Annotated in this window: 18 protein-coding genes; 10 read left to right on the top strand and 8 right to left on the bottom strand. The window is 61.4% G+C overall.

Translation table 11 applies throughout. The features are described from left to right. Positions 1-55: 55 nt before the first annotated feature. The 5 genes from J5289_RS24050 to J5289_RS24030 form a co-directional block, all read right to left on the bottom strand. On the bottom strand, positions 56-685 hold the full coding sequence (locus J5289_RS24050) for an isochorismatase family protein (RefSeq protein ID WP_209187768.1): 630 nt from the start codon (positions 683-685) through the stop codon (positions 56-58). Continuing rightward, a complete protein-coding gene (locus J5289_RS24045) occupies positions 682-2,046 on the bottom strand; it encodes an amidase (RefSeq protein ID WP_209187767.1) in 1,365 nt (454 codons plus the stop codon). Before J5289_RS24045 ends, J5289_RS24050 begins: the two co-directional genes overlap by 4 nt. Next, a complete protein-coding gene (locus J5289_RS24040) occupies positions 2,043-3,599 on the bottom strand; it encodes an amidase (protein WP_209207110.1) in 1,557 nt (518 codons plus the stop codon). Before J5289_RS24040 ends, J5289_RS24045 begins: the two co-directional genes overlap by 4 nt. A gap of 1 nt (position 3,600) precedes the next feature. After that, positions 3,601-4,683 (bottom strand): pyrimidine utilization protein A, encoded by a 1,083-nt coding sequence (rutA, locus tag J5289_RS24035; RefSeq protein ID WP_142830975.1) that lies wholly within the window; start codon positions 4,681-4,683, stop codon positions 3,601-3,603. Positions 4,684-4,953: 270 nt separating this feature from the next. Beyond that, a complete protein-coding gene (locus J5289_RS24030) occupies positions 4,954-5,769 on the bottom strand; it encodes a GntR family transcriptional regulator (RefSeq protein WP_209207111.1) in 816 nt (271 codons plus the stop codon). Positions 5,770-5,899: 130 nt separating this feature from the next. Between J5289_RS24030 and J5289_RS24025 the strand changes: the two genes are divergently transcribed. From J5289_RS24025 to J5289_RS23995, 7 genes are all read left to right on the top strand, one after another. Further along, positions 5,900-7,120 carry an MFS transporter gene (locus J5289_RS24025; RefSeq protein WP_209207112.1) on the top strand — a complete coding sequence of 407 codons (1,221 nt, stop codon included), beginning with the start codon at positions 5,900-5,902 and terminating at the stop codon, positions 7,118-7,120. A gap of 292 nt (positions 7,121-7,412) precedes the next feature. After that, positions 7,413-8,513: a sugar ABC transporter substrate-binding protein gene (locus tag J5289_RS24020; RefSeq protein ID WP_209207113.1), complete on the top strand. Its 1,101-nt coding sequence runs from the start codon at positions 7,413-7,415 to the stop codon at positions 8,511-8,513. Between the two features lie 28 nt (positions 8,514-8,541). After that, a complete protein-coding gene (locus tag J5289_RS24015; RefSeq protein ID WP_209207114.1) occupies positions 8,542-10,089 on the top strand; it encodes a sugar ABC transporter ATP-binding protein in 1,548 nt (515 codons plus the stop codon). Beyond that, complete coding sequence (locus tag J5289_RS24010; RefSeq protein WP_142830970.1) at positions 10,086-11,096, top strand: ABC transporter permease; 1,011 nt, start codon at positions 10,086-10,088, stop codon at positions 11,094-11,096. Before J5289_RS24015 ends, J5289_RS24010 begins: the two co-directional genes overlap by 4 nt. Further along, complete coding sequence (locus J5289_RS24005) at positions 11,096-11,299, top strand: hypothetical protein (RefSeq protein ID WP_143123110.1); 204 nt, start codon at positions 11,096-11,098, stop codon at positions 11,297-11,299. Before J5289_RS24010 ends, J5289_RS24005 begins: the two co-directional genes overlap by 1 nt. Continuing rightward, complete coding sequence (locus J5289_RS24000) at positions 11,296-12,714, top strand: amidase (protein WP_142830968.1); 1,419 nt, start codon at positions 11,296-11,298, stop codon at positions 12,712-12,714. The genes J5289_RS24005 and J5289_RS24000 overlap by 4 nt, the downstream gene beginning before the upstream one ends. A gap of 53 nt (positions 12,715-12,767) precedes the next feature. After that, on the top strand, positions 12,768-13,280 hold the full coding sequence (locus J5289_RS23995) for a flavin reductase (RefSeq protein WP_142830967.1): 513 nt from the start codon (positions 12,768-12,770) through the stop codon (positions 13,278-13,280). Positions 13,281-13,297: 17 nt separating this feature from the next. On the opposite strand, the gene J5289_RS23990 is transcribed toward J5289_RS23995, so the two are convergent. Then, positions 13,298-14,221 carry an SMP-30/gluconolactonase/LRE family protein gene (locus J5289_RS23990; RefSeq protein ID WP_209207150.1) on the bottom strand — a complete coding sequence of 308 codons (924 nt, stop codon included), beginning with the start codon at positions 14,219-14,221 and terminating at the stop codon, positions 13,298-13,300. Between the two features lie 305 nt (positions 14,222-14,526). Here J5289_RS23990 and J5289_RS23985 point away from each other — a divergent pair, with 305 nt between their 5' ends. Then, a complete protein-coding gene (locus J5289_RS23985) occupies positions 14,527-15,516 on the top strand; it encodes a LacI family DNA-binding transcriptional regulator (RefSeq protein WP_142831010.1) in 990 nt (329 codons plus the stop codon). A 7-nt stretch (positions 15,517-15,523) separates the two neighbouring features. On the opposite strand, the gene J5289_RS23980 is transcribed toward J5289_RS23985, so the two are convergent. Then, positions 15,524-16,555, bottom strand: a complete 1,032-nt coding sequence (locus tag J5289_RS23980; protein ID WP_142830966.1) for an L-idonate 5-dehydrogenase — start codon at positions 16,553-16,555, stop codon at positions 15,524-15,526. Between the two features lie 28 nt (positions 16,556-16,583). After that, positions 16,584-17,525, bottom strand: coding sequence for a 2-hydroxyacid dehydrogenase (locus J5289_RS23975; protein ID WP_142830965.1), 942 nt, complete (start codon positions 17,523-17,525; stop codon positions 16,584-16,586). A gap of 133 nt (positions 17,526-17,658) precedes the next feature. Here J5289_RS23975 and J5289_RS23970 point away from each other — a divergent pair, with 133 nt between their 5' ends. Both J5289_RS23970 and J5289_RS23965 read left to right on the top strand, forming a co-directional pair. Beyond that, entirely contained in the window at positions 17,659-18,423 is a 765-nt protein-coding gene (locus J5289_RS23970) for an SDR family oxidoreductase (protein WP_142830964.1), read from the top strand. Positions 18,424-18,472: 49 nt separating this feature from the next. After that, entirely contained in the window at positions 18,473-19,369 is an 897-nt protein-coding gene (locus tag J5289_RS23965) for an NAD(P)-dependent oxidoreductase (protein WP_209207115.1), read from the top strand. Positions 19,370-19,407 lie beyond the last annotated feature (38 nt).

Genomic DNA, 19,407 nt, shown 5'->3' with positions numbered 1-19,407 from the left:
ATGACAATGCTTCGGCGGCCGTGTGGTCGCCGGGCACTTGCTGGCGACGACGGGGTTAGTCGAGGCCATCGATAAACGCCAGGATCTCCGCCTCGGAGACGACGTCGGCATATTTTGCGTTCATATCGAAAAGATTGGCCTCGTGCGGAGCCGAATGACGGTCGCCACAGGCGTCGCGCACCACCGTCGTGATGAAGCCATGCGACATGGCATCCACGCAGGAAGCGCGCACGCAGCCGCTGGTGGTCAGCCCGGTGAGGATGACGTTGTCGACACCCATCGCGGTCAGCATCGGCGCCAGAGACGTGCCGAAGAACGCGCTGGGGTATTGCTTCGTGACAATAAACTCATCAGCCCGGGGCTCGAGCCCCTTCGGCCAGGCGCCGAGAGGATTGCCGGCGGTAAAGCTTGCCAGCGGCTTTGCCTTCTGGAAAAACCGGCCGCCATCCAGACCGCTCGGATGCAGGACGACGCCGGTCAGAATGACGGGAAGATTGTTGCCATGCGCTACAGCACGGATGCGCAGGGCACTTTCCAGCGCCGCATCGACACCTGCGAACAGCGGGCTGTCGGGCTCGAAATAGGCCTGGACGAAATCGACAAGCACCAGGGCAGGCTTCCTGCCGAAGCCGATGCGGTTATCATAGGCTTTGGCATAGTTTGCATGCAGGTCGGCTTCGCTCACGGACGGCTCCCTCGAAATTCATGGACAGTCTCGACGACAGAGGCTCTGGTACTCAGGACGGCGGCAATCCGGTCGGCATGAGCCAGAAGATGGCTGTCGGCAAAGCGCGGCGCGATCAGCGTGACCCCGATCGGCAGCGATGGTCCGTCGGAATATGCAGGCAGTAGCACTGGAATATTCACGCAGGGCACGCCGAGCAGCGTCCACGAGGCATTGAACACGGGATCGCCGGGTTTGCGGCCGACGGGTGCAAACCCGGCAGCACTCGGCGCGATCACCACATCGTAGTTGGCCGCGATCTCGTCGAAAGCGATCCGCGCCAGCGCCATCCCGTCATAGGCGTCTCTCAGTTCGGCGAGCGTCGTACCATCGCGATTTTCCACCCTGTGATGGAAATCGTCATGCAGCGCGGCGCCATTTCGACGGGCAAGATTGCGAAACGCTGCCTGGCCTTCGCGATGCAGAATGACCCGGTGATAGCGATCGAGCGCTTCGAAGGGCGGCGGAAGTTCGAGCTCATGGACCTGATGGCCGGCCTGTCGCAGGCTGTCCGCGGCTGATGTCATTGCCCGCAGGCTCTCGTCCTGCAGGCGGTCATGGTAGGGGCCTGTGGTCACTGCTATTCTCAGCGCAGCCGGGCGACTGTCCGACCCGCAAGGTTCGTCCAGACCGAAGACATTCGCCAGCAATGCGAGGTCCGCAACCGAACGGCCATACCAGCCCACGGTGTCAAAGCTGATGGAATAGAGCCTCACACCCTCCCGGCTGACACGAGCGTAGCTCGGCTTGAAGGCATAGACGCCGCAGAAGGAAGCCGGGCGAATGGTCGAACCGCCAGTCTGGGTGGCGAGCGCCAGCGGCACGTGAAAGTCGGCAACGGCTGCAGCCGAACCAGCAGACGAACCGCCGGGCGTGCGCGCAAGATCGTGCGGATTGCCGGTTCTGGCATCCTGCCCGGCGGCGGCAAATTCCGTCGTGTCGGTCTTGCCGAGAACGATGGCACCTTCCGCGCGCAGCAGATCGACAGCCGCAGCATCCGCCGCAGGCTGGAAGCCACCGTAAAGCGGCGAGTTGTAGGTTGTCGGCAGGTCGTGGGTGTCGAACACATCCTTGACAGCAATCGGCAGACCATGCAGCCGGCCACGCTTTTCCCTCGGCAAGGCATCCAGACGGGCAGCCTCGGCCAGCGCTTGCGGATTGATGGCGAGCCAAGCCTTAACATCGCCATCCCGTTCGCGGATGCGCTCAAGGCACGCGGCTACCACATCGCCCGCGCTCAACCTGTCATCGGCCAGCATCGCCAGCAAATCCGTGGCAGTCATCTGGTTCGGCAAGGCCACAAGCGGAGGATCAGCGCTCATATCGCCAATCCCGGCGGCATCAGGCGGTGGAACTCGGTCGCGCGCTGAAAAGCGGCCCCAAGGGAAAGGCACATCGCATCGGCCTGGGGCCTGCCGACGATCTGTATACCGGTCGGCAGGCCGCCGCGACCGAGGCCGGACGGCAGCATCAGGGCTGGCAGGCCGGTGATGTCGAAAATCATCGTATTTCGCGAAATCATCGACTGGAAGGTATGCGAGATCCCGTTCACGTCGACGGTCAGCCCATCGAGCACGCCAGCCTCGCCACCGATGCCGGGCGTAACGACCAGATCGACATCGGCCATGGCGTCGAGGAAGCCGGTTTGTGCCTCGGCGCGCATCTGGAGCGCACGCCCGTAATCGACCGCGGAATAGGTGAGGCCGTTCTTCAGCCTGTGAACAAGGCCCGCGTCGAACATCTCCACACGATCGAGACGGGGAGAATGCAGCGTTGCCAATTCACTTTGGAGGATGACCCAGCCGGCCTCATGCCAAGGGGCGATATCGATGGCAGGGAGCGGAATGCAGATGCATCCAAGCCTCTCCATCGTCTTCAGCGCAGCCTCCCAATTGGCGAGAACGGCGTCGTCAACCACATCCGTGAACCAGTTGACGGGCACGCCGATGCGAAGACCCTCTAAAGTCTCGCCCGCCAGAATGGCAGCACATTGCGCAGCCAAGGATGGCTCCCGCTGGGCGGTCATGAAAGACAATACGCGGGCGATGTCCCTTGCCGAGCGGGCCATCGGACCGACATGGTCGAGTGTCCAGGACAGGGGCGCGACACCTTTTCGGGACACGCGGTCCCGGCTCGGCTTCAGGCCCGTCGTGCCACACCAGCAGGATGGGACCCGGATTGATCCACCGGTGTCCGTGCCGAGCGCAAGCGGCATCAGCTGCGCGGCCAGTGCTGCAGCGGATCCCGTCGACGATCCACCCGTCCAGCGGCTTTGATCCCACGGATTGCGCACCGTACCGAAGCGCGGGTTGTGCGGTGAACCGGTGGCAAACTCGGTGGTCGCAGTCATGGCAAAGGGAATGGCGCCGGCGGCACGCAAGCCGGCCACGACATCGGCATCGGCCGGCGCGACGCGATCGCCTGTAAAATGGGAGCCGGATGTGGTGATCGTATCGGCGACATCGATGATGTCCTTGACGCCGAACGGAATGCCTTCCAGCGGCCGCACCGTTCCATTGCGCCAACGCTCGTCGCTTTCACAGGCGGCCTTTTCAGCCTGCGGCACGAAGCGAAGGATAGCCTCGCCACCTGCGGTGCAGGATCGCGACGCACTGATAAGCGAGCGCAGGGCGTGCGAAGGCAACAGTCTCCCACCGGCATACGCGGAAAGAAGCGCGTCCACGCCGGCGTTCCTTATTGGCAAATCTTCGATCGCGGGCTCGACATCAGGGCTTGGCAACGGCTCGCCTGAGGGTGCCAAACGGGCGTAGGGGCGATCTGCGACGCCGGGGTCGACCAGCGTCAGTGGATCGAGGAGGTCGCGGGGGCCGACAAGCGGTGCTGCGGCCCCGGCATCTGGCAGAAGGCGATGCACCTTATTCGGCCGCCATCTGGCTCGGCATGCGCGACGCCATCAACGGCTGGATGCGCTCGCCAAACTTGTCGAGACCGACCAGGAAGTCGTCGAAGGTCAGCATGATGCCCTTTGTACCGGGAACGCTGCCGGCCTCCTCCAGCATCCGGGCGACGCTGGCATAAGAGCCTACCAGGGTGCCCATGTTGAAATTGACAGCACCTTCCGGCAGGTTGATGTGCTTGGCGGTCGAGTTGCTGTCGGCAGTTGCATCCTTGCTGCCCTGGTCCGCCATCCACGCGAGGGCGTCGACATCGGCCCCTTCGCGGTAGCTCTCCCACTTTGCCTTTGCCAGTTCGTCGGTCTCTTCGGCGATCACCATGAACAGCACGTAGGCGCCGACATCGCGGCCGGTCTTGGCAGCCGCTTCAACCAGCTTGGCGTTGTTCGGCGCATAGGCGGTCGGCGTATTGATGCCCGAGCCCATGACGAAGTTGTAATCGGCGTACTCTGCCGCGAATTCCATGCCGCGCGGACTCTGACCTGCGGCCACGATCTCGATCTTGTTCGCCGGCATCGGCTTCATCATGCAATCCTTCATGGTGAAGTGCTTGCCTTCGAAGGAGCATTCGCCCTTGGCCCAAAGCTCTTTCATGATGTGGACGTATTCGGTCGAATAATCGTAGCGGTAGCCGAAATAGTCATTTCCCGGCCACATGCCCATCTGGTCATATTCCGCCATCTGCCAGCCCGACACGATATTGACCCCGAAACGGCCGGGCGCCACGCTGTCGATCGTCGTCGCCATGCGCGCGACAATGGCCGGCGGCAGAGTCAGCACGGCCGTCGAGGCAAACAGCTTGATGCGCTTGGTGACAGCCGCCAGGCTGGCCATAAGCGTGAAGCTCTCAAGATTGTAGTCCCAGAACTCGGCCTTGCCGCCGAAGCCTCTCAGCTTGATCATCGAGAGCGCAAACTCGAGCCCGTATCCCTCTGCTTTCTGGACGATCTGCTTGTTGAGCTCGAAGCTCGGCATGTACTGCGGCGAGGTAGTGGAGATCAGCCAGCCATTGTTTCCGATGGGAATGAAAACACCGATATCCATGTGGTTCCCCTTTTATCTGATGGACATGCAAGGCAGTATGTACGAACTAATGCAAAATTTTTCGGGCCTGTAAAGCCAAAAATGACGCATCTTTAGGCGCGCCTCTTTATTAATCAAAAGGCTGATTTGCACGCAGAAGTTTGGCGGCGGGAAATTATCCAAACGGCGAATGACGAGGCAGAAAGCCAATCAGAAAGGCAATTACAGGCGGAATGGGCAGACGAATCATGGCGCCGGCAAAGGCGGGAACCATTCACGCGGCTGTCAGCCTCAGCTCTCGGCGCGCAGGGTCGTGGTGAAGGTAAAGCGCTCTGCCGGCAGAACCTGGAAAGCATATTCCAGCAGGCGGCGACCGGAGCCGTAGTAGCGGCGCGTGACGACGAGCGCGAGATCGCCCGGGCTGACGCCGAGCTTGTCGGCAATCACCTCATCGAGCGCGATAGGCTTGATTTCCTGCTGGATTTCCTGGATTTTTTCGCCGGTAAACTGTTCGATATAGTGAAAAATAGCACTTCTCGCGACCGTGATGTCCTTCACGGCGCCAGCAAGCCTGGAATCGACGTAGACCTCGTTCCACGAAAACGGCCTGCTTCGATTGCCGGGATAACGGATACCGGCCATGTGGAAGAACTTTCGGCCAGGACGGCAACCCAGCTCGATCGCAAGTTTACCCTGCGCCGAGACCTCCTCCTTCGTGTCGATTACAAATTCGGTCTCGGCGGCGATTTCAAAAAGTTCGGAGCGCGAGTGAGCGATGAAGCGTTTGCGTTCCGGATCGAAGCCGGCCTCAACACGGGTGCCTACCCCCTTGCGCGCCGAAAGACGCCCCTTGTTGCGCAGGGTCCCGATTGCCTGACGCACGGTCTGGCGACTGACGCCCAGCGCTGCGGCAATCTCGTTCTCTGTTGGCAAAAGGGTGCCAACCGGGTAGTCGCCATTGCTGATGCGAGACTCCAGGTGATGGGCGACCTGCAGATAGAGCGGTGCCGTATCCAGCTCGGGCTTCCAATCATTGCTTTTCTGATCCAAGCACCCCACCCCTTGCCAGCTAAAATCACTGGCGCATCTCCGTTGTAAAGGTTTCAATCGTCTTTCCCGGCGAAAGGCAATCGAATTTCAGCATGTCCGCAAACGCATCCTGACCCGCTTGTGCCAGCAAAGCAAATCTATTAGTACGTACATATCCCAGCTATAATTTCCCAGGATATTGAGACGCATGTCGGACCTGATTGCCGGAGAGGCCACGCAAACGCGCCGCGCTTCTTCGCTTATGCAAACCCTTGTGGCAGCAACGCTGATCCAGATCGTGGCAACCGCGAGCGTCCTTGCACTCACGGCCATTGCGCCAACGGTGGCAGCAGATCTCGATATCGGCGCCTACTGGATCGGCTATCAGATCAGCCTGATCTATGCCTCTGGCATGTTCTCCTCCGCAATCGCCGGCACGCTGGTCCAGCGCTTCGGGCCGATCCGAATTGAACAGGCTGCACTTGTCTGCTGCGTGATCGGCTTTGCCGGCATTGCCACCGCCAGTATTCCGCTGATCGTCCTTGCGTCGCTTTTTATCGGTATCGGCTACGGCCTGAACAATCCGGCGTCTTCCGAAATGCTGAGCCGAGTCACCCCGCAGAACAAGCGGAACATCGTATTTTCGCTGAAGCAATCCGGCGTCCCGCTGGGCGGCATCCTCGCAAGCTTCGCCTTCCCCTATCTCTCCCGCTATGTCGACTGGAATATCGCACTGCTGATCGGGGCGGCCGCACCGCTGTTGACGATGGGGTTGCTGGCGATGACGCACGCGGCTGAACCCGTCGTAGTCAGCAAGCGCCGATCCCTGTTGCGCGGGTTGATCGAGGAACAATCGACGATCTGGCGCAGCCCGCGTCTGCTGACGCTGAGCGGCCTGGGCTTTGCATATTCCGCCATGCAACTGTCGGTTTCCGCCTTCGCTGTGGTCACGCTTGTGCACGACGCCGGCTGGTCCTTGCTCGCCGCAGGGTCCGTTGCCGCAGCCATGCAGTTCGCTGGCGCCTTCGGTCGCATCTTCTGGGGCGTGGTCGCCGATCGCATCGGCGGCGGCTTCATCACCCTGTCACTGCTTGGCCTACTCGGTGGCGCCGGCTATGCCTTGCTCTACTGGCTGCCCGGCCTGCCACCAGTCGCGCAGGTCGCCCTCTTTGTCTGCATGGGCGGCGTGACGATTGGATGGAACGGCGTGTTGCTCGCAGAGGTGGCCCACAATGCCCCGGAAGGCAGGGTCGGCGCGATCACCGGGGGCGTTCTGGTCTACACCTTCATCGGGGTCATCGTCGGTCCGTCGTCCTTTGCCAGTCTTTATGCTTTGACTGGCCACTATGGTGCGAGCTTCATGGTCTTTTCCCTGTTCGGTTTCGGCGGCATGATCATCGCATGGCGAGCCCATCGCTCAAGCCACTGACCTGAAAATCTCTCCATATGTACTGACATACTGATGACGCATGCGTGCGGCGCCGCTTGCTGCAGGCGCTCGCTATAGGCTGACGATTGGCTCCGATGTGCAATTGAACACGATTCAAGCGCCTATCTGATATGGTTTTTAGCAATCGCCGTATAAATGTGCAGTGCAAAAAAATAGGCAAAATCCGGTTGACGTTTCCTTGAGTATGTACGTACTTTAAGTTTAGATAGCTGATCGAAAGCTACGTTGTAGGACCCCGGGCAGACCGGGATCACAGAGGGGAATGTTGATCATGCGCCTGCTTTTCGTGAGTACAATGCTGGCGGTCTCCGCCTTCGCCGGCCTGTCCACAACCGCGATGGCCGACCCCATGGAGGATGCCAAGGCGATCATCACGCAGCACCGCGCCATGCCGGTATTCACGCCCCCGGGCGAACCGTTCAACGCCAAGCAGTGCATGGCCGGCAAGAAGGTTTTGTCGATCCCGATCTCGATGACCATCCCGTTCAATGTCGAATTGCAGAAGGCAATGGCATCGGCTGCAGCCGAAGTGGGCTTCACCTACACCACCTGGGACAACCAGTTGAAGATCGACCAGTGGGTGCAGGGTATCTCGCAGGCGATCAGCCAGAAATATGACGCTCTCGACCTGGCGGGCGGCCTGAACCCGCAAGTTCTCGGTCCGCAACTGGGCGAAGCGCGCGCCGCCGGCCTGAAGATATCGACGACGCATTTCTACGACGTGACCCAGCCGGCAATCGACACCGTCGACTATTCCGGCAAGATCGACTTTAGCGGCGCCGGCAAGCTGCTGGCAGCCTGGGCCTATGTCCAGACCGAAGGTAAACCAAATGTACTGATCATCGGCTCGTCCGACGTCCTCCCCTCGATCCCCTTCGTCAAATCGATCCAGGATGAACTCAAAACGCTTTGCCCGAGCTGCAAGATGAAGCATCTGGACGTGCCCGTTTCCGAATGGGCAACGAAGATCCAGTCGGGCACGCAATCCGCTCTGCTGGCCGATCCCTCGATCAACTACATCCTGCCGATCTACGACTCCATGTCGCAGTTCGTCATCCCGGCGCTCCGCATCACCGGCTCGGAAGGCAGCGTCAAGCTTGCCAGTTTCAATGGCACGCCATTCGTTCTCGACATGGTGCGCGGAGGCCAGGTGCAGATGGATGTTGGCGAAAGCCTCGGCTGGGCCGGCTATGCGGCGATCGACAACATCATGCGGATGCTGTGCGGCAAGCCTGAAGTCGCCAAGCTCAACGTGCCGCTGCTGGTCTTCGACGACACCAATATCCAGACCGCCGGCATACCTGCCAATTTCAACGACGGCTATGGCGACGCCCACCTCGACGGCTTCCGCAAACTCTGGATGATGAAGTAGGTCAACGCGAACGCAGCAGGAGCGCCTCATGGTCGAAAATGCCGTCCTCACCATGAACAACATCCGTATGCGCTTCGGCAGCTACTATGCGCTCAAGGGTGTTTCGCTGTCGATACGGCGGGGCGAGGTATTCGGCCTTCTCGGCCAGAACGGCTCCGGCAAATCCACCATGATCAAGGTGCTGGCCGGCTTTCACCAGCCGGAAGAGGGCAGCGAGGTCATCCTCTGGGGGCAGAAAATGTCTCTGCCGCTCGATCCGATGGAGATCAAGAAGCGAGGAGTAGCTTTCGTCCACCAGCACCTCGGTCTCGTGCCATCCCTGACGGTGCTCGAGAATATGCGGGTCACAGCGCTTGGCCAGAAGACGCCTTGGTTCGTCAACTGGAAGAAGGAAGCAGCCGCCATCTCCAGGCTGTTTTCCGAATTCGACCTGTCGATCGATCCGTTCCAGACGGTGGCGAACCTTGCGCCGGTGGAGCGGGCCTTTGTCGCCATCATCCGTGCGTTCGAGGACCTCAGGGCGTCCGATGCCGGCTATGGCGGCGAAGGCATCCTGGTCCTCGACGAACCGACGCCATTCCTGCCGGCCGACGACGTGCTGCGACTTTTTGCGCTGATCCGCTCCATCGTCAAGACCGGCGCCTCCGTCGTCATCGTCACGCATGATATCGACGAGGTCCGAGATATCACCGACCGTGTCGCGGTGCTGCGCGACGGAGAGCTGGTCGATATCCTCGATACCCGTACATCACAGCGGCAGTCTATCCTCGACACCATCGTCGGCTCGCGGATCGACGCGTTCGAAAAGAAGCGCATGGCCAGGACAGGCGTGCCGGCGGCGGTCAGCGTGCGCGGTATTTCCAATGGCACCAGCGCACCTTTCGATTTCGAGATCCGGGAGGGCGAGACGCTGGGTGTGACTGGCCTGATCGGCTCCGGCTTTGCAGCCCTCCCCTACCTGCTCTATGGTGCGAGACGGGGCAGCGGTGAAATCACCATCGGGGGCAAATCGGCGAAGGTCAGCGCGGTGACGCCGCTTGCTGCGCAGAAGCTGGGCATCGCCTTCCTGCCCGGAGATCGCCTGGGTGCTGCCGGCATCGGCACACTGTCGGTGACCGACAATATCACGCTCCCCATGCTGGATGGCCTCACCAGGCCTTACGGACTCGATCGTCCCGGAATGACGCGTGCAGCGGCAGCGCTCGTCCAGAGTTACGACGTCAGGCCAGACAATCCGCATCTCCCGCTCGGCTCGCTGTCCGGAGGTAATCAGCAAAAGGTGCTGCTGGCCAAATGGCTGCAGACTAAGCCGAAGCTTCTGATGCTCGACGAACCGACGCAGGGCGTCGATTTCGGCGCTCGCCAGCAGATTTTCAGGGCGCTGGACCGGGCGGCGGCGGATGGCACGGCGATACTTTGCGCCTCGACCGACAATGAACAACTCGAACAGATCTGCGACCGCATCATCGTCTTTTCGCGCGGTCGCCCGGTGATCGAACTCAAGGGCGCCGAGATCAGCCGCAAGGCAATCACCGAAGCCTGTTTCCACAGCCATGACGCGGAGGCCGCAGAATGACGACGCTGGATATGCCGACGACCAAGACCTCGATGCCGGCAAGGAGCCGCTTCACGATAAAAACCGAGGGCGAGCGCTTCGCCCTTGTGGGCGCATGGTTGCTGCTCATCGTGATTTTCGGAACGCTGATGCCGGATTCGTTCCTGAGCTGGCGAAGCTTCTCCACCCTGTTCGGCTCACAGGCCGTGCTCGTGGTGCTGACGCTTGCCATCATCATTCCGCTGACATCGGGCGATTTCGACCTGTCTGGGGCCTCGACCCTGACGATGAGCACCATGCTGATCGCCGTGCTCAACGTCAAATTCGGCTGGCCGATCGTCCCCGTGATCGTCATCGCGCTGGTGAGCGGTATCGTCATCGGCGCGGTCAATGCATTCTTCGTCCTCTATTTCCGCATCCATTCGCTGATCGTCACGCTCGGTGTCGGTACGTTCGTGAACGGGCTGATCCTCTGGGTCAGCAATTCGCAGACGATATCAGGCGTCTCCATGGGCCTGGTCAAATGGGTCATCATCAACCGGCTGTTCGGCATTCCCCTCGCCTTCTTCTATGCCCTGATCCTCGCCGTCATCCTTTGGTACGCGCTGGAATTCACCATTGCCGGCCGCAAGCTGCTGTTCGTCGGCCGCGGGCGCGAAGTGTCCCGGCTGAACGGCATCAATGTCGACAGGGTGCGCGCCACCTCCTTCGTGCTCTCCGGGCTGATCTCCGCCTTTGCCGGCATGCTCTATGCCGGCATGACGGGATCAGCCGATCCGCTGTCCGGCCTCAACCTTCTGCTTCCGGCGTTCGCCGCAGCATTCCTCGGCGCAACGACAATCTCGCCCGGCCGCTTCAATGCCTTCGGCGCGGTGATCAGCGTTTATTTCCTCGTGACCGGCATCACCGGCCTGACCATGCTCGGGGCGGATGCCTATGTGCAGAACCTATTCTACGGAGGCGCCCTGGTCATCGCCGTGTCGCTCAGCCAGCTCGTGCGCAATCGCCAGCCACAGGATTTCAGCTGATGGACCTGATGAAGATCATGGCTGCCCTTGCCGAGACCTATTGGGATCGCCCGGCCGACGAGGCGGAGCTTGTGGCCATGGCCGGTGAAGCCATGCGCGACAAGACCAGCATCGCCAAGCCACTTACCGATAAGGCAGGCGCGTTGTTCAACACCGAACCAGCCCATTTCGAAGCTGTCTTGCGCGTTGAGGCCGGACGATGAGCCTCGATAACCCGACCACGCTCAAGGAGGCTGCGGAGGCGATCCTCGCCGGCCGGATTACTTCCGTCGAGATGACAACCGCCGCACTCGCCCGCGCAAAGTCCAGCCACGAGCGGCTGAACGCCTTTATCGAGATCGAGGAAGGCCCCGTGCTCGAGGCAGCCCGTGCCGCCGATGTTGCGCTTGCCGCCGGCCGGACGGTAGGGCCGCTGCATGGTGTGCCACTCGCCCACAAGGATATGTATGACCGCGCCGGCTTCGTGACCGGTTGCGGCTCGAAGATCCGCAAGGGTCATGTGGCGACCTCGACGTCCACAGTCATGCAGCGTCTGCAAGCAGCGGGTGCGCTCTCCATCGGCCGGCTCAACATGAGCGAATTCGCCATGGGACCGACGGGGCACAATTTTCACCACGGCAGGGCGCTGAACCCGATCGATGCTGCGCGGATCACCGGCGGCTCTTCCTCCGGGTCCGGATCTGCCGTTGGCGGCGGGGTGGTGCTGGCGGCTCTCGGCTCAGACACGGGCGGCTCCATCCGTCTGCCGGCCGCCTGTTGTGGCACGGTCGGGATCAAGCCGACACAGGGACGCGTCAGCCGTCATGGGGCGATGCCGCTATCATTCTCGCAGGATTGCGTCGGCCCTCTGGCGCGCTCCGTCGCAGACGCCTACCTGCTGTTGCAGCTGATCGCCGGCCCGGACGGACACGACACGACCTGCATGGATGCAGACAAGCCCGGTGCGCTGCTTTCCGACCTGTCATCGCTGCGGATCGGAATTGCCGGCGGTCCGTTTGCCGACGGACTGGAAAGCGACGTTGCAGGCGGGATGGAGACGGCAATCAGGGCTTTGTCGCCAGATGTAGCCGGCATCGCTGCTGCACCCCTGCCCGATCTCTCCGCCATCGCTGAACTCGCCAATGCAGTGGCCATGGCAGAAGCGGGTACGGTGCATTTCGACTGGATGCGCGAGCGTCCGGAAGATTACGGCCCGCAGATCCGCATGCGACTTTCGCAGTCGCTGGCGATCCCGGCGCCGATCTATCTGCGTGCCCTGCAGATGAGGTCGGTGATGCTGAGAGAGTTTCTCGAGACAACCTTTGCCGGCATCGATGTCCTGATTGCGCCGACAATGCCGTTCATTCCACCGCTGTCCAGCGAGGTCGACGTCGGGACGAGCCCGACGATGAACGCTGTCGTCAGCGCGATGACCGCGTTCACGAGACCGTTCAGCTATCTCGGCCTGCCGGTGGTCACCGTGCCGGTTTCGATGTCCGCTGGCGGGCTACCCATTGCGCTGCAGATCGTCGCGCGTCCATGGCGCGAGGATCTGGCCGCCAGCGTCGCCCTGAGGCTCGAACGAGCAGTTGGCCTGACGGCCTTCACCGACCCATCGCTTGCGCGGCCGGCCGCCTGAGCAAAACATGCAACCCGCCGGAACGGGCGGACACCCCATGAAGGATCATACCGATGGACGCCACGACCCAGATCGAAACCATTGAAGACGTAAGCCCGCAGGTCTTTCGCGACGCAATGGCGAAGATGGGCGCGGCCGTGAACATCATCACGACGGATGGTCCGGCCGGCAAGGCAGGCTTTGCAGCGACCGCTGTCTGCAGCGTCACCGACAGCCCCGCCACCTTGCTCATCTGTCTCAACCGGACGGCGTCGGTATTCAATGCGGTCATGGGCAACAAGGCGCTCTGCGTCAATGTCCTGACCGCCGGGCACGAAGGGCTTTCAGGCCTGTTTGGCGGCAAGACCCCCGTCGAACAGCGCTTTGCCGCAGCCAACTGGCACTATGGGGTTACGGGCGCTCCGGTGCTGGAGGATGCCATGGTATCGTTCGAATGCGTGCTCACCGACATGGTCGATGTCGGCACCCACCGGGTGCTGTTCTGCTCGGTAAAGGCTATCCGCGAAAGCGCTGCGGAAAAGGCGCTGGTCTACTACAAGCGTGCCTACCACCATCTCGGCGCCTGACGATGGCAGGCCTTGCGTCAGCCCAGTTTCACTCCGTTCGCCGTCACGTAGACCGCGTATAGCGATGTTGTTCCGGTGATGAACAGCCGATTGCCTTTCGGACCGCCGAAGGTGAGGTTGGACACGCCTTCGGGGATCCGGACCTTGCCGATCAGGGTGCCGTCGGAATCGTAGACGTGAACGCCGTCACTCGCACTGGCCCAGATACGGCCCCTGCGATCGACCCTGAAGCCGTCGAACAGACCTGACGTGCACCCTGCAAAGACGCCGATATTTTCGAGCTTGCCATCGGCGGATACGGCAAGCTTACGGATATGACGCGGTCCGCCGCTGAGATGCGAAACGCCGGTGTCGGAAACGTAGAGAATGGATTCGTCCGGCGAGAATGCCAGCCCGTTCGGCTTGACGAAATCGGCGGCGACACGACGCGTTCCGGTCCGCGGATCATGGCAATAGACATGGCAACCGCCGATCTCCTCCTCGCCATAATCACCTTCGTAATCGGTCAGGATGCCGTAGGTCGGATCGGTGAACCAGATCGTGCCATCCGACTTCACGGTCACATCGTTCGGAGAATTCAGACGCTTGCCGTCGACCTGATCGGCGATGACAGTAATCTTGCCGTCGAAATCCGTCCGGGTGACCCGTCGCGTCAGATGCTCGCAGGTCACGAGCCGACCTTCGTTGTCGACGGTATTGCCGTTGGAATTGTTCGATGGCGACCGAAATACGGAGGTCTGACCGCTGGCTTCATCGTAGCGCATCATCCGATTGTTCGGAATGTCGGAGAACACCAGGTAACGTCCGGGGGCAAACCAGGCAGGCCCCTCCAGCCAGCGGCCTCCTGTCCAGAGCCGCTCAACCCGCGCATGGCCGACAAAGCAGGCCTCGAAACGAGGATCGATAACTTCAAAGCCGCTGCCTTCGATTTCACCAAACATCGTCACCTCCATCTGCATTTCGGTTATCGATATCATTTTCTCCCGTCCAGCCAAGACCCTGCCGTTGTTGGCGTCAAATTAGTTTGAGACAGATAACACAAGACCCTCAGAGATAGCCCTCTTGGCAATGCGCGCAGCGCGAGAGTGCGCAACTTTGCGATTGTGCGATGGTAGCGATAACTTTATTGTTGAACCTTGCTCGAAGCCGCGCGGTGTTTGGGGCAACCGATACGTATGGGGACACAGTGAAAAAACCAGCCGGGGGCAGGCCGAACGGCGCGCCGCGAGACATCCAGAAGCTGACGATGGCCGAGGTCGCCAAATATGTCGGCGTATCCGCGATGACAGTCTCGCGGGCTTTTCGGCAGGATGCCAGCGTCTCGGAGGAAACGCGCAAGCGGATCATGGATGCCGTCGATGCACTCGGCTACGTGCTTGACCAGTCGGCCGGCAGCCTGTCGTCCCGGCGCACCGGCTTCATTGCGGCGCTGGTGCCATCGATCAACAATTCCAACTTTTCCGACACCGCGCGGGGCATCACCGACGCGCTCGAAAATACCGGCCTGCAGCTGCTTCTCGGCTACACCGACTACGCGGCGGACAAGGAAGAAAAGCTTATCGAGGCGATGCTGCGCCGGCGCCCGGAAGGCATCATCCTGACCGGTGGATCGCACACGATGCGCGCGAGGCGCATGCTGGAAAATGCCAATATCCCGGTTGTCGAGACCTGGGAAATCCCGGAGAAGCCGCTCGGCCATGTCGTCGGTTTCTCGAATGGCGAGGCCATGTCGATGCTTGTGCGCGCGCTCGCCGACAAGGGTTACCGCAAGTTCGGCTATATCGGCGGCACCACGGCGCGCGACACGCGCGGCAGCCAGCGGCGCAGCGGATTCCTGAAGACGGTCGAGGAACTCGGGCTAGGACCTGGCCGCGTCATCTCCTTCGGCGTCCCGCCGATCACCATGCAGCAGGGCGCGCAGGCCATCGTCAGCATGCTCGAAAGCTGGCCCGACACGGAAGTCGTACTGTGCGTTTCCGACCTGTCGGCCTTCGGTGCGATGATGGAATGCCAGCGCCGCGGCATGCGCGTACCGGAAGACATTGCCATCGCCGGCTTCGGTGACTACGAGATCTCGTCGATCTGCCACCCGCGCATCACAACGATCAATGCCGATTGCTATGGCATCGGCAGCCAGGCGGCGGCAAAGCTGCTCGAAGCCATCCAGGGCGGAGAGCCGAAAGGCGACGAGATCACTCTCACCAGCTGCCGCGTCGTGTTGCGCGAAAGCGCCTGAGGCAAATCTAGAAGGCGATCTGCACCTTCATGGCCTTGCTTCGATCGTTCGCCGCCTCGAAGGCTGCCACCGCATCCTCGATCGGGAAAACCGCCGTCAGCAGCGGCTTCAGATCGACGCGCCCGCTGTTGATCAGATCGACCGCCAGAGCGAACTCCTCGTGGAACCGGAAGGTCCCGCGTATCTCGATTTCCTTGGCGACGATCATGTTCTGTGGCAGCGAGATGTCGCCGCCGAGGCCGAGCTGAACCAGCACGGCGCGCGGCGCCAACGCCTCCAGCCCCGCCCTGACCGCCCGTTCATTGCCGGACGCTTCGAACATCACATCGAAATAACCCTTGTCGGCACCATAGGCGGACAGATCTTGCGGGTTGGAAGCGACATTGATCGTCCGGTCAGCACCGATGGTCCGCGCCAGATTGAGAACATTGTCGACGACATCGGTGACGACGATTTCGCGGGCGCCGTGTGCCCGTGCCGCAATGATTGCGAGCGCGCCGATCGGTCCGCAGCCGGTCACCAGCACCCGCTTGCCGAGCAGCGAGCCTGCGCGGTTGACCGCATGCAGGACGACCGCGAACGGTTCGGCGAAGGCCGCTTCCTCGATGGAAACGCCGTCCTTGACCTTGTGGCACTGCCAGCCTTCCGCCACCAGTTGCTGGCGAAAGCCGCCCTGGATATGCGGCATCGGCATCGCGCTGCCGTAGAACTGCATGTTGAGGCATTGGTTCTGCTGCCCCTTGAGGCAATACCGGCAATGATTGCAAGGTCTGCTGGGCGAAACGGCGACGCGGTCGCCGACAGAGAGGCCAGTCACTCCTTCGCCGATGGCGTTGATGGTGCCGGCAATCTCATGCCCGAGGATCATCGGTTCGCGCAGCCGCACGGTGCCGAAGCCACCGTGATTGTAATAGTGCAGGTCGGAACCACAGATGCCGCCGGCCTGAATGGCAATGCCCACCTGTCCCGGCCCCGGCAATCCCGCCTGTACTTCCTCGATCCGAAGATCCTTGGCGGCGTGAATGACAAGTGCTTTCATCGTCTTACCTCAAACAATGGAGTAGGCCTCAAACAACCGGGGTGAGCAGTGTTGCGCCGGAGAAATGCGCCGCGAGATTGTCGCGAACGAGTTGGCCCATCGCCTGCCGCGTTTCCACCGTCCCGGACCCATGATGCGGATGCAGGACGATATTGTCGAGCGTCATGAAACGCGCGTCGATGTTGGGCTCGTTCCAGAACACATCGAGGCCCGCGGCCTGGATGGTTTTTTCCTGCAAGGCAGCAATCAAGGCCGCCTCATCGACGGTGGAACCCCTTGAGACATTAACAAGTATCCCTTGAGCTCCGAGGGCTGCCAGCACCGCGCCATCGACCAGATTTCGGGTAGCCTCCCCACCGGGAACGATGACCACCAGGAAATCGGCCCATTTCGCCAGCGCGATCAGGTCCGGTTCGAACGCGAAGGCAACGTCCGGGCGCTGGTTGCGGGAAAAGTATGCGATATCGCAGCCGAAGGCCGCGCCGCGCCGGGCGATGGCCTGGCCGATGCGCCCCATGCCGACGAGACCGAGCTTCTTGCCCGACACCCGCGTCACCAAAGGCATCGCGCCGTTGCGCCAGTCTCCGGCGCGCACGAACACATCTGCTTGCGCGATGCGCCTGGCTGCGGCCAGCAGCAATCCAATGGCAATATCGGCGACGTCATCGGTGAGAACATCGGGCGTATTGGTGACGCGAATGCCGCGGTCGCGGGCATAGGAAAGATCGATGGCGTCGGTGCCGACGCCGTAGCACGACACGATCTCGAGGTTCGGCAACGCCGCCATGAGTTCGGCGGAGGCGCCAAGCTCGCCCTTGGTGGCGATGGCACGAATGTCCTTGCCGACAGCCTTCAGCAGGGCCTGCCTGTCTTCGGCCTCCCACAGCCGATGGACGACATAATTTTCCTCCAGCGCCGTCATGTCCCAATCCGGATACACGCCGGTCATCAGGATATCTGCCTTCGGCATGTCTTGTCTCCCGTGAATTGTCGATTGATTATGTTATCGATAACATATAGTTCGGTTGGTCATGTCAAGGGATGATTTCTGCCCTGTCGATGCTAAACATTTCCAGATGACCGCAAGAATTGAAGGAGACGAGATGAGGAACCTGTTCGATCTGACCGGCCGGCGCGCGCTGATTACCGGGTCCAGCCAAGGCATCGGATACGCCCTGGCCGAGGGCCTCGCGAGCTATGGCGCGGAGGTGGTGATCAACGGCCGGACTTCATCGGCAGTGGCTGCCGCCGTCGAAACTCTGAGGGCAAAGGGCTTTGTTGCCCATGCATCCGTCTTCGACGTCACCAAAAAGGATGCGACGGATCAGGGCGTTGCGGAAATCGAGGCTGGCATCGGCGCCATCGACATCCTCATCAACAACGCCGGGATGCAGTTTCGCTCGCCACTGGAAGAGTTTCCGGCCGACAAGTGGGAGCTTTTGCTGGCAACAAACATTTCCAGCGTCTTCTACGTGGGCCAGGCGGTCGCCAAGGGCATGATCGCGCGCAAAGAGGGCAAGATCATCAACATCGCTTCGGTCCAGAGCGAGCTGGCAAGGCCCGGTATCGCGCCCTACACCGCAACCAAGGGCGCCGTGCGCAACCTGACGAGAGGGATGTGCGCCGACTGGGCAAAGCACGGCCTGCAGATCAACGCCATTGCCCCCGGCTACTTCAAGACACCGCTGAACCAGGCGCTGGTCGACAATCCGGAGTTCACATCGTGGCTCGAAAAGCGCACGCCGGCCGGACGCTGGGGCGATGTCGAGGAACTGATCGGCGCTGCCGTGTTCCTGTCCGGCAAAAGCTCTTCCTTCGTCAACGGCCACACGCTCTATGTCGATGGCGGCATCACCACTTGCCTTTGAGGTGAGGTATCGCCTGTAGAGGCAACGACGTTGGATTGCAAAGGAGGACATGATGGATAGTGACAGGGCAAGCGTTGCAATGATCGGCGCCGGCATCATGGGAACGGCGATCGCCACCCGCCTGCTCGAGACGGGCCATGCGACATCTGCTTTCGATCTCGATCCTGATAAAGTCGCGGCCCTCGCAGACAAGGGCGCAACTCCCGCAAAGTCTGTCCGGGCCGCCGTCGAGACGAGCGCATTCTGCATTCTCAGCCTCAACCACGCCGACATCGTGCGGTCCGTCGTGTTCGGCGAGGACGGCGTGGCTGCTGCCGCCAGTGCCGACAAACTGGTGATCGACATGTCGTCCATCGATCCCGCCGAGACGACCTCGATAGCAACCCGACTGCGAGATGAGACAGGCATGGGCTGGGTGGACTGCCCGCTGTCCGGGGGGGTGCCGGGCGCGCTATCGGGACGGCTGACGATCATGGCGGGCGGCAGCGAGACCGATTTCGAGCGGGCCCGCGTCGTCATGCAGCATCTGGCTGCCAACTATACGCTGATGGGCGGATCAGGAGCCGGCCAGACAACGAAGCTCATTAACCAGCTCTTCTGCGCAGTGCTTTTCCAGGCCGTCGCGGAGGCTGTGAAGCTCGCCGAAGCCGGCGGAGTCGATCCGGCGGCAATCCCTGCGGCGTTGGCAGGCGGCAGGGCGGACAGCCGCATTCTGCAGGAATTCATGGGCAAGTTTGCCCAGCGGGATTTCTCGCCGACCGGGCGGATCGACAATATGTTGAAAGACCTGGATTCGCTGCAGGCCTTCGCACTGAAGACGAAAACACCCCTTCCGATGACGGGCGCTGTGGTGGAGATTCACCGGCTGCTGTGTGCCGCCGGTCTCGGCAGCCGCGACTCCGCAGAGATGATCCGCCTGCTCGACGGCTTCTCCGCCGCACCGTAAATTTCCACGCCGCAGGACGTTTTCCGTCGAGAACGGAT

This window comes from Rhizobium sp. B230/85, assembly GCF_019355735.1.
GTDB classification, from domain to species: Bacteria; Pseudomonadota; Alphaproteobacteria; order Rhizobiales; family Rhizobiaceae; genus Rhizobium; species Rhizobium rhododendri.
Note: the sequence above shows the minus strand (reverse complement) of the source record. Positions and strands in the feature narration are given on the sequence as shown.

Bases quoted from the DNA above. Each gene is read 5' to 3' on its own strand.
- J5289_RS24015 (WP_209207114.1), top strand. From the start codon at position 8,542: ATGGTCGAAAATGCCGTCCTCACCATGAACAACATCCGTATGCGCTTC.
- J5289_RS23995 (WP_142830967.1), top strand. From the start codon at position 12,768: ATGGACGCCACGACCCAGATCGAAACCATTGAAGACGTAAGCCCGCAG.
- rutA (WP_142830975.1), bottom strand. From the start codon at position 4,683: ATGGATATCGGTGTTTTCATTCCCATCGGAAACAATGGCTGGCTGATC.
- J5289_RS24045 (WP_209187767.1), bottom strand. From the start codon at position 2,046: ATGAGCGCTGATCCTCCGCTTGTGGCCTTGCCGAACCAGATGACTGCC.
- J5289_RS24000 (WP_142830968.1), top strand. From the start codon at position 11,296: ATGAGCCTCGATAACCCGACCACGCTCAAGGAGGCTGCGGAGGCGATC.
- J5289_RS23965 (WP_209207115.1), top strand. From the start codon at position 18,473: ATGATGGATAGTGACAGGGCAAGCGTTGCAATGATCGGCGCCGGCATC.
- J5289_RS23975 (WP_142830965.1), bottom strand. From the start codon at position 17,525: ATGCCGAAGGCAGATATCCTGATGACCGGCGTGTATCCGGATTGGGAC.
- J5289_RS23970 (WP_142830964.1), top strand. From the start codon at position 17,659: ATGAGGAACCTGTTCGATCTGACCGGCCGGCGCGCGCTGATTACCGGG.
- J5289_RS23985 (WP_142831010.1), top strand. From the start codon at position 14,527: ATGGCCGAGGTCGCCAAATATGTCGGCGTATCCGCGATGACAGTCTCG.
- J5289_RS23980 (WP_142830966.1), bottom strand. From the start codon at position 16,555: ATGAAAGCACTTGTCATTCACGCCGCCAAGGATCTTCGGATCGAGGAA.
- J5289_RS23990 (WP_209207150.1), bottom strand. From the start codon at position 14,221: ATGTTTGGTGAAATCGAAGGCAGCGGCTTTGAAGTTATCGATCCTCGT.
- J5289_RS24020 (WP_209207113.1), top strand. From the start codon at position 7,413: ATGCGCCTGCTTTTCGTGAGTACAATGCTGGCGGTCTCCGCCTTCGCC.
- J5289_RS24025 (WP_209207112.1), top strand. From the start codon at position 5,900: ATGTCGGACCTGATTGCCGGAGAGGCCACGCAAACGCGCCGCGCTTCT.
- J5289_RS24010 (WP_142830970.1), top strand. From the start codon at position 10,086: ATGACGACGCTGGATATGCCGACGACCAAGACCTCGATGCCGGCAAGG.
- J5289_RS24005 (WP_143123110.1), top strand. From the start codon at position 11,096: ATGGACCTGATGAAGATCATGGCTGCCCTTGCCGAGACCTATTGGGAT.